At 67.2% G+C, this 13,314-nt stretch carries 11 protein-coding genes; 7 read left to right on the forward strand and 4 right to left on the reverse strand.

Annotated elements, in window-relative coordinates; translation table 11 throughout:
• Positions 1-111: 111 nt before the first annotated feature.
• The 4 genes from KUV62_RS06655 to KUV62_RS06670 form a co-directional block, all read right to left on the reverse strand.
• A complete protein-coding gene (locus KUV62_RS06655; RefSeq protein ID WP_222602887.1) occupies positions 112-1,494 on the reverse strand; it encodes an aspartate aminotransferase family protein in 1,383 nt (460 codons plus the stop codon).
• A gap of 132 nt (positions 1,495-1,626) precedes the next feature.
• Positions 1,627-2,910 carry an ArgE/DapE family deacylase gene (locus KUV62_RS06660; protein WP_222602888.1) on the reverse strand — a complete coding sequence of 428 codons (1,284 nt, stop codon included), beginning with the start codon at positions 2,908-2,910 and terminating at the stop codon, positions 1,627-1,629.
• On the reverse strand, positions 2,907-3,935 hold the full coding sequence (locus KUV62_RS06665) for a histone deacetylase family protein (RefSeq protein ID WP_222602889.1): 1,029 nt from the start codon (positions 3,933-3,935) through the stop codon (positions 2,907-2,909). The genes KUV62_RS06660 and KUV62_RS06665 overlap by 4 nt, the downstream gene beginning before the upstream one ends.
• Complete coding sequence (locus tag KUV62_RS06670) at positions 3,935-4,633, reverse strand: GntR family transcriptional regulator (RefSeq protein ID WP_222602890.1); 699 nt, start codon at positions 4,631-4,633, stop codon at positions 3,935-3,937. The genes KUV62_RS06665 and KUV62_RS06670 overlap by 1 nt, the downstream gene beginning before the upstream one ends.
• Positions 4,634-4,761: 128 nt before the next feature.
• On the opposite strand from KUV62_RS06670, the gene KUV62_RS06675 reads away from it, so the two are divergent.
• The 7 genes from KUV62_RS06675 to KUV62_RS06705 all read left to right on the forward strand — a co-directional run bounded on the left by KUV62_RS06675 (position 4,762) and on the right by KUV62_RS06705 (position 13,025).
• Positions 4,762-5,532: a class II aldolase/adducin family protein gene (locus tag KUV62_RS06675; RefSeq protein WP_222602891.1), complete on the forward strand. Its 771-nt coding sequence runs from the start codon at positions 4,762-4,764 to the stop codon at positions 5,530-5,532.
• Between the two features lie 90 nt (positions 5,533-5,622).
• On the forward strand, positions 5,623-7,170 hold the full coding sequence (locus KUV62_RS06680; protein ID WP_222602892.1) for an ABC transporter substrate-binding protein: 1,548 nt from the start codon (positions 5,623-5,625) through the stop codon (positions 7,168-7,170).
• Positions 7,171-7,272: 102 nt separating this feature from the next.
• A complete protein-coding gene (locus tag KUV62_RS06685) occupies positions 7,273-8,250 on the forward strand; it encodes an ABC transporter permease (protein WP_222602893.1) in 978 nt (325 codons plus the stop codon).
• A gap of 3 nt (positions 8,251-8,253) precedes the next feature.
• Positions 8,254-9,087, forward strand: a complete 834-nt coding sequence (locus KUV62_RS06690) for an ABC transporter permease (protein ID WP_222602894.1) — start codon at positions 8,254-8,256, stop codon at positions 9,085-9,087.
• Entirely contained in the window at positions 9,084-10,697 is a 1,614-nt protein-coding gene (locus KUV62_RS06695) for an ABC transporter ATP-binding protein (RefSeq protein ID WP_222602895.1), read from the forward strand. Before KUV62_RS06690 ends, KUV62_RS06695 begins: the two co-directional genes overlap by 4 nt.
• 2 nt (positions 10,698-10,699) lie before the next feature.
• Positions 10,700-11,599, forward strand: a complete 900-nt coding sequence (locus tag KUV62_RS06700) for a 2-hydroxyacid dehydrogenase (protein WP_222602896.1) — start codon at positions 10,700-10,702, stop codon at positions 11,597-11,599.
• Between the two features lie 31 nt (positions 11,600-11,630).
• The gene (locus KUV62_RS06705; RefSeq protein ID WP_222602897.1) at positions 11,631-13,025 is read left to right on the forward strand and encodes an amidase; all 1,395 of its coding nucleotides are present in this window, start codon (positions 11,631-11,633) and stop codon (positions 13,023-13,025) included.
• Positions 13,026-13,314: the final 289 nt, after the last annotated feature.

Raw genomic sequence — 13,314 nt, forward strand, 5'->3', positions numbered from 1 at the left:
AAGCGAACCGCACGCCTGACGCCCCTGTCTTCTTCTGGCCAGAAATATCCCGGGGGTCCGGGGGCAGCGCCCCCGGTCCGGTGTTCTCAGCCCAGAGCGACCTCAGTCGCCTCAGAGCATGCCTTCCGATTTCGCCCAATCGAGCGCCCGGTCGAGCGCGCGTCCGAAGCGGGCGAGGATCTCGGTCAGGTCGGCCTCGGTGACGATCAGCGGCGGGCAGAAGGCCACCGTCTCGTAGACGTTGCGCACGATCAGCCCCTCTTCGGCGCAGAGCGCCACCACCTTGGCCGCCATCGAGCCCGCCGGCTCGAAGGCCTCGCGGGTGTCGCGGTTCTTGGCCAGCTCGACGCCCGCGATCAGGCCGACGCCGCGCACTTCGCCGACCAGCGGGTGATCTGCGAACTTGCGCAGACCGTCCTGGAACATCGGCTCGAGGCGCTCGGCATTGCCCATCAGATCCTTCTCTTCGATGATCTTCAGGTTCTCGAGGCCGACGGCGCAGGCGACCGGGTGGCCCGAGCCGGTGAAGCCGTGGCCGAAGGTGCCGAGCTTGGCGGTGTTGTCGGCGATGGCGTCATAGACCTTGTCGTTCACCACGATGGCGGCGAGCGGCATGTAGGAGGAGGTTAGCTGCTTCGAGGTCACGAGGATGTCGGGGGTGAAGCCGAAGCGCTCGCAGCCGAAGGGCTTGCCGGTGCGGCCGAAGCCGTTGATGACCTCGTCGGCCACCAGCAGGATGTCGTATTTCTTGCAGATCTCGGCAACGCCCGGCCAGTAGCCCTCGGGCGGCACCATGACGCCGCCGGCGCCCATGACGGGCTCGCCGATGAAGGCGCCGATGGTCTCGGGGCCCTCGGCGAGGATGGTGTCCTCGAGCTCCTTGAGCAGGCGCGCGGTGAACTCGGCCTCGGTCTCGCCTTCCTCGGCGAACTTCCAGTAATGCGGCGTGGTCAGGTGGGTGACCGGGATCGCCGGAAGGTCGAAATCCTTCTGGTTCGCCGGCAGGCCGGTGAGCGAGCCCGAGGCGATGGTGATGCCGTGATAGGCCTTGTTGCGCGACAGGAACTTCTTCTTCTCCGGCCGGCCAAGGCCGTTGTTGAGGAACCAGACCATCTTGACGACGGTGTCGTTGGCCTCGGAGCCGGAATTGGTGAAGAACACCTTGTTGAGCCCTTCCGGGGTCATCTCGACGAGCTTCTCGGCGAGGCGGATCGACGGCTCGTGCGACTTGTGCGCGAAGGTGTGGTAGTAGGGCAGCTTCTTGAGCTGCTCGTAGGCCACATCCGCGAGACGGGTCTCGGAGAAGCCCACGGCGACCGACCACAGCCCGGCCAGCGCCTCGTAATATTCCTTGCCCTCGGTGTCGTAGACCTTGGCGCCGTCGCCATGGCTCATGATCATCGGACCCTTTTCCTCGTGCAGGCGCATGTTGGTGTAGGGGTGCATCGTGTAGGCGATGTCGGCGGCGTGAAGCGAGTTCGGACGCTGGTTCATGTCGGTCTCCGTGTTGGCAGTGGCCCCCGCAGGGCCTGAGGTTTCGGTTGGGGAGAAGGCCGCGGGAGACTCAGGTCCCCGTCGGCGCACAGTTAAGATGACTTTGGGTCAAAGGTCACGGGGAGAATTTGATCAAATTTCCTCCAGCCCGCACCATTCCGCGATAAACAGCGCGATCGTGCCGGTCACGCGCTTTACCGAGGACAGTTTCACCCGCTCGTCGAAGCCGTGGATGGCCTCGGAATAGGGGCCGTAGACGAGGCAAGGGGTCTCGCCGTAGATCACGAAGACCCTGCCGTCGAGATAGCCCGGCGTGACGAAGCTCTCGAGCGGCTTGGCGTAGCTCGACATGTGGGCGCGGGCGAGGGTCTCCTCGGCGGCGCTGCCTTCCTCGAGCACGTAGCCCTCGGCGAAGAAGCCGTTGAAGATGACCTGCGGCGGATTGTTGGCGAGGAACGGGATGCCGTCGGACACGCGGCGCAGGTGATCCTCGATCTCGCGCGCCGCGTCGGCGGCCTTGATGCCGGGATAGAGCGCGATGCGGCAGTCGAACTCGCACCATGCCGGCACCGACGAAGCCCAGTCGCCGCCGGCGATCTTGCCGACATTGAAATTGATCGGGTGGTCGAGCTCTTCGAAGTAGCGGTGCTCGCCCTTCTGCGCGTTCCATGCCTCCTCGAGCGCGCGCAGCCCCCTGATGAGCTCGTAGGCGGCCTCGATGGCGTTGGCGCCGGAGCCCGCTTCGCGCACATGCACCGGCGCGCCCTGCACCCGGACGCGGAACCACAGCACGCCGGTATTGGCGCGCACCAGCATGTCGTCCTCGGGCTCGGGGATGATCGCGGCGTCGGCGTTGTAGCCGCGCAGCAGCGCCGCCAGCGCACCGTTGCCGGTACATTCCTCCTCGACCACCGATTGCTGGTAGAGCGTGGCGGCGGGGCGGTAGCCGAGGCGCTTGAGCGCATCGACGGCAAAGATGTTGGCGGCGATGCCGGCCTTCATGTCGGCGATGCCGCGGCCATAGAGCCAGTCGCCCTCGCGGCGCGGCTCGAAGGGCGGCGAGGACCACATGTCGAGCGGCCCGGCGGGGACAACATCCACATGGCCGTTCAGGACCAGCGACTTTCCGGTCTCCTCGCGCGGGCGCATGGTGCCCACCACGTTGATGGCGTTGGAATAGTCGACCTCGACCGGCGAGAAGCCGGGGTGGTGCTTGATGTCGTCGACCTCGATGGTCCAGCGGTCCATCGCGTAGCCGCGCGCCTTCAGTTCGTCATGCAGGAAATCCTGCGCCGTGGCTTCCTGTCCCCGCAGGGACGGGTAGCGGCCGAGCGTTTCGGTGAAGGCGATCTGCTCCTCGAAGCCGTCCTCGACGGCGGCGAGGATCTTCTGGGTCAGCTCGGGCGAGAGGGTCATTTGCCGCGCCCCAGGAACCCTTCCATGAACGACACCAGCGAGGTGGTGAGATCTTCGGAGAGGTAACCGCCTTCCTGCACGATCACCGTGGGATAGCCCGCAGCGGCGATCATCTCGCCGGCGCGACGGAAGCCGTCCCAGCTGATCTGCATGCCAAGGAGCGGGTCCTTCTCATGCGCGTCGAGCCCGAGGCTCAGCATCAGCGCGCCGGGCTTGAAGGCGGCGATCTTCTCGAGCGCCTCGGCGATGGTCTCGAGCCAGACCGCGTCGGTGGTGCTGCGGGGCAGGGGGTAGTTGGTGTTGAAGCCCGCGCCGGCGCCGGCGCCGGTCTCGTGCGCGTAGCCCACGAAGAACGGGTAGTAGGTCTCAGGATCGGCATGAACCGAGATCGTCATCACGTCGTCGCGCTCGTAGAAGATCGCCTGCGTGCCGTTGCCGTGATGCACGTCGATGTCGAGCGTCGCGACCTTGGCGTGCTGTGTGCGCAGGCGTGCGGCGGCGACGGCGGAATTGTTCATCATGCAATGGCCGGCGGCCATGTCGGCGGAGCTGTGGTGGCCAGCGGGGCGGCAAAGCGCGTAGGCCGCAGGGTCGCCCGCGAGCACCGCGTCAGCCGCGGCCACGGCGCAATCGGCGGCACGGCGCGAGGCGACCCAGGTGTGCGGCCCGATCGGGGCCGAGGTGTCGCCCATGTGCCAGCCGGCGCGGCCCACGATGCTTGTCGGGTAGGTGGCGAAGCCGCGCTGCGCGAAGACGTTCGGCACGACCTCGGGGCCGGCGTTCGGAAGCGCCTGCCAGTCGTCCCATGCGGTTTCGAGGAAGGTGAGGAAGGCATCGGTATGCACCGCCTCGAGCGCCGCGCGCGGCGCCTCGGGCGGCTCGGTGGTGGCGAGGCCGAGCTGATCGAGACCGGCCTTCAGCAGGGTGGCGCGCTCGGCCTGCTCGGCGTTGCGCAGGATCTTGCCGTGGGTCAGGCGAAACACCGGATCGTGGCGCTCGGTTTCGGGGGCGTAGAAACACTTCATCAGTCTTGCTCGTCTTCCATTTTGCGGAACTGCTCGACGACCAGGTCGCGAGCGACTTCAATGTGGTAGCGCAGCGCCTCCACCGCCTCGGCCTCGTCGTGGCGCAGCAGGGCGTCGAGGATCGGCACGTGGGTTTCGGCGAGACGCTGGGCGTCATCATAGAGCCGGCCGATCATCATGATCGTCAGCTCGGACTCCATCGCGATCTGCTCGAAGGTGTTGAGGAACTTGGGGTTGCCCGAGCCGGCGCAGATCAGCCGGTGAAACTGCATGTCGGCCTCGACCTGGGTCAGCATGTCGAAGCCCGGGCCCGCGACGCGGCGCATCTCCTCGATCTGGCCGATCAGCTTGGCCTCGCTTTCGCCGAGCCCGTCGCGGATCAGGCGGCGCACCGCGGCGCTCTCGATCACCAGCCGGAACTCGTAGAGATTGCCCAGCTCGCGCGCACTCATAGAGCGCACGAAGAAGCCGCGATTGGGCAGGTAGGTCACCAGGCCGGAATTCTCGAGCAGGCGCGCCGCCTCGCGCACCGGGGCGCGGCTCACGCCGAGTTGGCGGGCCACCACCGATTCGGACAGCCGCTCTCCCTGCGAGAGCTGGCCGGTCACGATCGCCTTGCTGAGCAGGCGCGCGACACGCTGAACGAGCCCTTCGCGGTCGAGGGGCCGGAAACCGTCACTGTCTTGCTTTGGGTCCATGGGTCCGAGGGTAAAACGCACAAGTTGAGGTCACGCTAATTGTAGATTTGGCGATTGTCGACAATTTACTTGACCAAAGGTGCGTCTTTGGCCTTTCTTTGGGCCAAGCGATGAAAAGGACGACTTTGATGCCCGATGGAGCACCCGCCGACACCGTCACGCAGCTGCGCCGCGATCTTGCCGCGGCCTACCGCCTGATCGCGCATTTCGGCATGGATGACAGCATCTACACCCATATCTCGGCGCGCATGCCGGACGGTCCGGGAGGCGAGAAGCGCTTCCTGCTGAACCCCTATGGCCTGCGCTTCGACGAGGTCACCGCGGCCAATCTCGTCACCGTCGACGAGACCGGCGCGGTGGTCGACGACCCCTACGGCGCCGGCGTGAACGCCGCCGGATTCACCATTCACTCGGCGGTGCACATGGCGCGCCACGACGCGGTCTGCGTGCTGCACACCCACACCGTCGCGGGCGTTGCGGTCTCCTCGATCAAGGAGGGGCTGCTGCCGCTGAACCAGTGGTCGGCGCAGTTCTTCGACCGCATCGCCTTCCACGATTACGAGGGCATCGCGCTGAACCTCGAGGAGCGCGCGCGCATCGTGGCCGATCTTGGCGAGAAGCAGGTCATGCTGCTGCGCAACCACGGCACGCTGCTGCTCGGTCGCTCGGTCGCCGAGGCGGTGAAGCTGGCGCTAAACCTCGAACGCTCCTGCAAGGCGCAGGTGGCCGCGCTCGGCATGGGGCTGACGCCGGTTGTGCTGCCCGACGATGTCGCCGAGCACACCGCGAGCCAGTACCAGAAGATGTACGACAAGATGGAGAGCACCCCGGGGACCGACCCGGAATGGGCCGCTTTCCTGCGGATGCTGGAGAAGGCCGCGCCCGACTATCTGGGCTGAGGCCGGCAGGCTCCGAACAAGACCATAACCAAGGCGGTCCGGCCCAGAACCGGACCCATCACCCCCGAAACCAGAACTGACAGGGAAAACATGAAACATCTCAAAGCGACGACCTTCCTGATCGCTGCCGCCCTCGCGGCGCCGCTTGCCGCGCAAGAGGCCGGCGGACGGCTCGACATCGTGGTTCAGCCGGAGCCGCCGGGGCTGATGCTCGGCCTCGTGCAGAACGGCCCGACCCAGCTGGTTGCCGGCGATATCTACGAGGGCCTGCTGCGCTACGGCACCGACCTGCAGCCGCAGCCCGGACTCGCCGAAAGCTGGGAGATCTCGGACGATGGCCTGACCTACACCTTCAAGCTCCAGGAGGGCGTGAAGTGGCACGACGGCGAGGATTTCACCGCCGATGACGTGGTGTTCTCGGCCGATGTCTTCCTGCGCGAGACCCATGCCCGCCTGCGTGCCTCGCTGGCCTATGTCGAGAGCATCACCGCGCCCGACCCGCTCACCGTGGTGTTCCAGCTGAAGGAGCCCTTCGGCCCGTTCATCAGCGTTTTCGAGACCGGCACCATGCCGATCGTGCCGAAGCACATCTACGAAGGCACCGACTTCGCCAACAACGAGATGAACGCCACGCCGATCGGCACCGGTCCGTTCAAGTTCGAAGCCTGGGAGAAGGGCAGCTACATCCACCTCGTGAAGAACGAAGACTATTATGTCGACGGTCTGCCCTATCTCGACGAGGTCTATTACCGCGTGATCCCGGATGCCGCCGCCCGCGCCGTGGCCTTCGAGACCGGTGAAGTCGACGTGCTGCCCGGCGGCTCGGTCGAGAACTGGGACGTGCCGCGCCTGACCGAGATGGACAATGTCTGCTCGACCGGCTCGGGCTGGGAATTCTTCGCGCCGCACGCCTGGATGTGGCTCAACAACCGCGAAGGCCCGACCAGCGACGTGCGCTTCCGCCAGGCGGTGATGTACGCGATGGACCGCGACTTCCAGCGCGACGTGGTGTGGAACGGCTTCGGCAACGTCGCCACCGGCCCGGTCTCGTCGAAGACCAACTTCTACTCCGACGACGTGACGATCTATGACCACAACCCCGAGAAGGCGAAAGAGCTGCTCGAGGAAATGGGCTATGACGGCGAAGAGGTCCGCCTGCTGCCGCTGCCCTATGGCGAGACCTGGCAGCGCTGGGCCGAGGCCATCCGCCAGAACCTGAGCGAGGTCGGCATCAACGTGTCGATCGACAGCACCGACGTGGCCGGCTGGAACGAGAAGACCTCGCAGTGGGACTACGACATGGCCTTCACCTATCTCTACCAGTACGGCGATCCCGCGCTGGGCGTGTCGCGCAACTACACCGCCGACCGCATCCAGAAGGGCAGCCCGTGGAACAACGTCGAGGGCTACGATAACCCCGAGCTCGACGCCAAGTGGTTCGCCGCCGCGACGATGATCTCGCCGGAAGAGCGTCAGGCCGCCTATGACGAGATCCAGAAGGAGATCGTCGATGACGTGCCCGTCGCCTGGCTGCTCGAGCTCGAGTTTCCGACCATCTACCGTTGCGACATCAAGGACCTCGTGACCACCGGCATCGGTGTCAACGATGGCCCGCGCAACGCCTGGATCGAGAAGTAACTCCCCTGATCGGGCCGGCTGTCCCTTGGCCGGCCTGACCTCGGAGCGCTGCCCCATCCCCGTGGGTGGCGCTCCGGGAAACTGAATTCCCCCTGAGGACGCATGACCATTCTCATCGCAATCCTCTCGCGGCTCGCGAAGGCGGCACTGACCCTGCTTGCCATCGCTGTCCTGAACTTCTGCCTGCTGCACGCGGCGCCGGGTGATCCGGCGGTGGTGCTTGCGGGCGAGGCGGGCGCGGCCGACGAGCAGATGATCGCGCAGCTGCGCGAACGCTTCGGCCTTGACCAGCCGCTCTACGTGCAGCTTGGCAAGTATATCGCCGGCATCGTGCAGCTGGATCTCGGCTATTCCTTCCGCCAGAGCGCCCCGGTGATCGACCTGATCGCCGAGCGGCTGCCGGCGACGCTGCTGCTGACCCTGACCGCCTTCGTGATCTCGCTGACCTGCGGCATCGCGCTGGGCGTCGCCGCCGCCGCCCGCGTCGGCAAGGTGTCGGACTCGCTGCTGACCACGCTGGCGCTGCTGTTCTACGCCACGCCGCTTTACTGGCTGGCGCTGATGGCGGTGCTGGTGTTCTCGGTCTGGCTCGGCTGGCTGCCCGGCTTCGGCTACGAGACCGTGGGCGCCGATTTCTCGGGCTTCGCCCGCGCCATCGACATCCTCAAGCACCTGATCCTGCCGGCGCTGACGCTGGGGCTGTTCTTCATGGCGGTCTACATGCGCATGACGCGGGCCTCGATGCTCGAGGTCTCGACCGCCGATTTCGTCAAAACCGCCAAGGCCAAGGGTCTCTCGGGCGCGGTGATCCGTCGCCGTCACATCCTGCGCAACGCCATCCTGCCGGTGGTGACGCTGGCCGGCCTGCAGGCGGGACAGCTCGTCGGCGGCGCCGTGCTGACCGAGACGGTCTTTGCCTGGCCCGGCATCGGCCGGCTGATGTTCGAGAGCCTCGCCGCGCGTGATTACAACACGATCCTCGGCGTGTTCCTCGTCTCGGCCGCCATGGTCATCCTGTTCAACATCGTGACCGACATCGTCTACCGGATCGTCGATCCCCGGATTGGAGCGAGGGCCTGAGCCATGTGGAAACGTTTCAGAAGCAATATCGGCGCCATGGTCGGGGTCGTCCTGCTGGCCGCCGTCATCCTGATCGCCATCTTCGCGCCGCTGATCTTCGCCAACACGCCCTGGCAGATGGTGCAGCGCCCGTTCCTCGCTCCGTTCAGCATGGACAGCCTGCCGCTCGGCACCGACACGCTGGGCCGCGACGTGGCCGCGCAGCTCGCCTACGGCGCGCGGGTCTCGCTGCTGGTTGGGCTGGTCTCGACGTTGGTGGCGCTGCTCATCGGCGTGCCGCTGGGGGCGCTCGCCGGGTTCTATGGCGGCTATGTCGATGAAGGCGCGATGCGCTTCACCGAGTTCTTCCAGACCATCCCCAACTTTGCGCTGGCCATCGTGCTGGTGGCGATCTTCGAGCCGACGCTGGCCTCGATCACGCTGGCCATCGCCATCGTCTCCTGGCCGCCGGTGGCGCGCCTGGTGCGGGCCGAGGTGATGTCGGTGCGCAAGCGCGAATTCGTCGACGCTGCGACGCTGGCGGGCCTGTCGAAGCCGCGCATCCTGGTGCGGCAGGTGCTGCCCAACACGGTCTCGCCGATCATCGTCATGGCCTCGCTGATGGTCGCCACCGCGATCCTGCTGGAGAGCTCGCTCTCCTTCCTCGGCCTCGGCGATCCCAACGCCATGAGCTGGGGTTACATGATCGGCGCCGCGCGCACGGTGATCCGCTCGGCCTGGTGGCTGAGCTTCTTCCCCGGCATCGCCATCGTCATCACGGTGCTGGCGCTGAACCTCATCGGCGAAGGTCTCAACGACGCGCTGAACCCGCACCTCTCCCGGAAGGGCAAGGCATGAGCACGACACTTTCCATCGAACACCTCACCATCGGCCTGCCGGAGGGCGCGGATCGCCCCTACGCGGTCGAGGATGTGAGCATGGCCATCGAGAAGGGCGAGATCCTCTGCGTGGTGGGCGAGTCCGGCTCCGGCAAGTCGATGACCGCCAACGCTCTGATGGGGCTGCTGCCGCCGGGCGTCAACGTGAAGGCCGGGCGCGCCGTATTCGAGGCGCGCGATGTCATCCGTCTGCCCGAGGCCGAGAAGCAGGCGCTGCGCGGCGCCAGCATGGCGATGATCTTCCAGGAGCCGATGACGGCGCTGAACCCGCTGATGCGCATCGGCGACCAGATCGTCGAGGTGTTTGCCGCGCATGACCGCTACACCCAGTCCGAGCGTCGCGAGAAGGCGCTGGCGCTGATCCGCGAGGTGCAGCTGCCCGACCCGGAGAAGATCATCCGCGCCTACCCGTTCCAGCTTTCGGGCGGGCAGCGGCAGCGGGCGATGATCGCCATGGCGCTGGCCCTCGAGCCCAAGCTGCTGATCGCCGACGAGCCCACCACGGCGCTCGACGTGACCACGCAGGCGCAGATCCTCAAGCTGATCCTCGACCTGCGCGAGAAGCGCGGCATGGCAGTGATGTTCATCACCCACGATTTCGGCGTGGTGGCCGAGATTGCCGATCAGGTCATCGTCATGCGCATGGGCAAGGTGGTCGAGCGCGGCTCTGCCGCCGAGGTGCTCGAGAACCCGCAGCACGATTACACCAAGCGCCTGCTCGAGGCGATCCCGACGGGCAGGCTGCCCGAGGCGCGGCAGCTCTCCGAGACGCCGGCGCTCGAGATCAAGGGGCTGCGCAAGGTCTACCGCACCGGCGGCGGCCTGTTCAAACCGGTGCGCGAGGTGCGCGCGGTCGACGATGTCTCGCTCACCGTGGCGCGCGGCGAGGTGCTGGGGCTCGTGGGCGAGAGCGGCTCGGGCAAGTCGACGCTGGGGCGCACCGCGGTGCGGCTGGTCACCCCCGATGGCGGGCAGGTGATGGTCGGCGGCACCGATCTGGCGGCGCTGTCGGACGAGGAGCTGCGCAAGCAGCGCCACAAGGTCCAGATGGTGTTTCAGGATCCCTATGCCTCGCTCAACCCGCGTCAGCGTATCATGGGCGCGATCACCGACGGGCCAATCACCCGCGGCATCCCCCGCAAAGAGGCCGAGGCCCGCGCCCGCGAGCTGCTCGAGATCGTGGGGCTTGGCGCCGATGCCGCCAGCCGCTTCCCGCACGAGTTCTCCGGCGGCCAGCGCCAGCGCATCGGCATCGCCCGCGCGCTTGCGATGGACCCGGAGCTGATCATCGCCGACGAGGCGGTCTCGGCGCTCGACGTGTCGATCCAGGCGCAGGTGCTCGACCTGCTGCGCGAGTTGCGCGAGAAGCTCGAGCTGTCGATCCTGTTCATCACCCACGACCTGCGCGTCGCGGCGCAGCTCTGCGACCGCATCGCGGTGATGCAGAAGGGCAAGCTGGTCGAGATCGGCACGGTGCATGACATCTTCCTGAACCCGCAGCAGGACTACACCCGCAAACTTCTCGCCGCCGTGCCCGGCGCCGACTGGGATCAGCAGGGAGCCGCCTGAGCATGATCGGCGTCGTCACCAATACCGCGTTCGAGATGTTCGACCGCTTCAGCCCGATCTTTGCCACCGAGGCACCCGAGATCACCATCCTGCGCCCGGAAGACGTGGCTCGGCCCGAGGAGGTGAGCTTTGTCTTCACCTTCCGCCCGGCCGATGATGCCTTCGCGCCCTATCCCAACCTGAAAGCGGTGTTCTCCGCCGGGGCAGGGACCGATGCCATCGACGCCTGCCCGTCGCTGCCCGAGGGTGTGCCGGTTTATCGCGTCGAGGATGCCGATCAGGCGTTGCAGATGGCGGGCTATGCCGCCTTCCACGTGCATTGGCATCACCGTCACATGGCGCGATACGTGGCCCAGCAGCGCGACGCTGTCTGGGACCGGGTGCTGACCGGTCTGTCGCCGACCCACAAGCGGGTAGGGGTGCTGGGCTTCGGCCATATGGGCCGCGCGATTGCCAAGGCGCTTATGGCGCTGGGCTATCCGGTCTCGGCCTATGCGCGTTCGCAGCCCAAGCCGCCCGAGCCCGGCGTGCGCCATTTCACCGACGGCCAGCTCGACGCTTTCCTCGCCGAGAGCGACATGCTGGTCAACGTGCTGCCGCTGACCGAGCAGACCAAGGGGCTGATCGACGCCGCCTTCCTGCGCAAGCTGCCCGAGGGTGCGGCGCTGATCCACATGGGGCGCGGCGGCCAGGTCGACGAGGCGCAGCTTCTCGATGTGCTGGACGAGGGCCATCTCTGCGGTGCCTCGCTCGACGTGTTCGACACCGAGCCCCTGCCGGCGGAGAGCCCGCTCTGGGGCCATCCCAAGGTGCTCATCACCCCGCATGTGGCCTCGATCCCCGAGGCGACCTTCGTCGTGCGCGGCATCCGCGACCGGATGCGCGCGCTCGTTCCCGCCTGATCCTCTCCTCCTCCTCTCCCCGCAGGACGCTATGACCACCGACCCCAACGACCTCTCCGCCCGCGAACTTTCGGCCCGCGTCCGCTCCGGCACGCTCTCCGCCGCCTCGGTCATCCGCGACACGCTCGACCGCGTGGCGAAGATGAACCCGCGCGTGAACGCGATTATCCAGGATTGCGGCGCCGATGCCATGGCCGAGGCCGAGGCGCTCGACGCGCGCATCGCCAAGGGCGAGACGGTGGGGGCGCTGGCGGGCGTGCCGGTGACCATCAAGGTGCTGTCGGATCAGGCGGGCTATGCCTCGACCAACAGCTGCCGCATCTTCAAGGACGTGATGGCGACCGAGGATGCGCCCTTCCTGCGCCACCTGCGCGAGAAGGATGCCATCGTCATCGGCCGGACCAACACGCCGGCTTTCTCCTATCGCTGGTTCACCACCAATGGCTTCTACGGCGACACCAGGAACCCGCATAACGAGGCGCTGACCGCCGGCGGCTCGTCGGGCGGGGCAGGGGCCGCGGTGGCGACCGGGATGGGGCATATCGGCCACGGCACCGACATTGCCGGTTCGATCCGCTATCCCGCCTATGCCTGCGGCGTGCAGGGGCTGCGCCCGACGCTGGGACGGGTGCCGATGTTCAACGCCTCCTCCGGCGATCGCGGCGTGGGGCCGCAGCTGATGGCGGTCTCTGGGCCGCTGGCGCGCCGGGTCGACGATCTGCGGCTGGGGCTCGAGGGCATGGCGGGCTACGCGCCGGAGGATGTCTGGAGCGCGCCGGTGCCGCTCAACGGCCCGGCCTATCGCCGCCGGGTGGCGCTGGTGAAGCGCCCGGGCGGGATCGATCCCGATCCGCGCATCCTCGAGGATCTGGACCGCGCAGCCGCGATCTTCCGCGCCGCCGGCTGGCAGGTGGACGAACCGAGCGAGATCCCGGAGATTCGTGAGGCGGTGGAGCTGCAGATCGATCTCTGGCTCTCCGACGATCACGCCACCAAGCTGCGCATGGCCCATGAGGAGGGCGATCCCGGCGCCATCGCGCTGCTCGAGCATTACGCGCCCCGCGCCGAGGCCATCGATGCGAAGCGCTTCGGCGAGGTGTTCCAGCGCCGCGCCACGCTGGCCCGCCACTGGCGTCACTTCCTGCAGGACTATCCCGTGGTGCTGATGCCGGTCTCGGCGGAACTACCCTTCAAGCAGGATGCCGACCTCGCCGGTGGCGATGCCGTGGCGCGGCTCTGGGAGGCGCAGCTGCCGCAGATCGCCTTCCCGGCGCTGGGTCTGCCGGGCATCGCGGTGGCCTCGGGCGTGGTCGACAATGTGCCCTCGGGCGTGCACCTGATCGGGGCGCCCTGGCGGGAGGACGTGCTCTGCGACGCGGGCGAGGTTCTCGAACACGGCTTCGGCTTTCCCGGCCTGGTGTCCTGACAAAGCTTGACAGATGGGGCACGAAGCCCCATTTGGGACCGGTAACGCTGCGCTGCCGCGTGAGCTAGCCGTGCCATTGGGGAGATTGCCTCCCCGTCGGGCGCATCAGCGTTACCACGACCGATTTCCCCATCACGCAGGGTTCTCGATGCGACGGCCGGATGGCGCGGGATACGCCCGCCTGTCCCGAGGCCGCGCCGCACCCTGACCATGTCGCCCGTCCCGGGCGGCAGGTTCGTACGCCGTATTCGTGCCCGTGGAAGGGCCGTGCGGCCCGACAAAGGATATC

Source organism: Salipiger bermudensis, from assembly GCF_019801965.1.
GTDB classification, from domain to species: Bacteria; Pseudomonadota; Alphaproteobacteria; order Rhodobacterales; family Rhodobacteraceae; genus Salipiger; species Salipiger bermudensis_A.

Bases quoted from the DNA above. Each gene is read 5' to 3' on its own strand.
- KUV62_RS06655 (WP_222602887.1), bottom strand. From the start codon at position 1,494: ATGAACCAGCGTCCGAACTCGCTTCACGCCGCCGACATCGCCTACACG.
- KUV62_RS06700 (WP_222602896.1), top strand. From the start codon at position 10,700: ATGATCGGCGTCGTCACCAATACCGCGTTCGAGATGTTCGACCGCTTC.
- KUV62_RS06685 (WP_222602893.1), top strand. From the start codon at position 7,273: ATGACCATTCTCATCGCAATCCTCTCGCGGCTCGCGAAGGCGGCACTG.
- KUV62_RS06690 (WP_222602894.1), top strand. From the start codon at position 8,254: ATGTGGAAACGTTTCAGAAGCAATATCGGCGCCATGGTCGGGGTCGTC.
- KUV62_RS06680 (WP_222602892.1), top strand. From the start codon at position 5,623: ATGAAACATCTCAAAGCGACGACCTTCCTGATCGCTGCCGCCCTCGCG.
- KUV62_RS06695 (WP_222602895.1), top strand. From the start codon at position 9,084: ATGAGCACGACACTTTCCATCGAACACCTCACCATCGGCCTGCCGGAG.
- KUV62_RS06670 (WP_222602890.1), bottom strand. From the start codon at position 4,633: ATGGACCCAAAGCAAGACAGTGACGGTTTCCGGCCCCTCGACCGCGAA.
- KUV62_RS06705 (WP_222602897.1), top strand. From the start codon at position 11,631: ATGACCACCGACCCCAACGACCTCTCCGCCCGCGAACTTTCGGCCCGC.
- KUV62_RS06675 (WP_222602891.1), top strand. From the start codon at position 4,762: ATGCCCGATGGAGCACCCGCCGACACCGTCACGCAGCTGCGCCGCGAT.
- KUV62_RS06660 (WP_222602888.1), bottom strand. From the start codon at position 2,910: ATGACCCTCTCGCCCGAGCTGACCCAGAAGATCCTCGCCGCCGTCGAG.
- KUV62_RS06665 (WP_222602889.1), bottom strand. From the start codon at position 3,935: ATGAAGTGTTTCTACGCCCCCGAAACCGAGCGCCACGATCCGGTGTTT.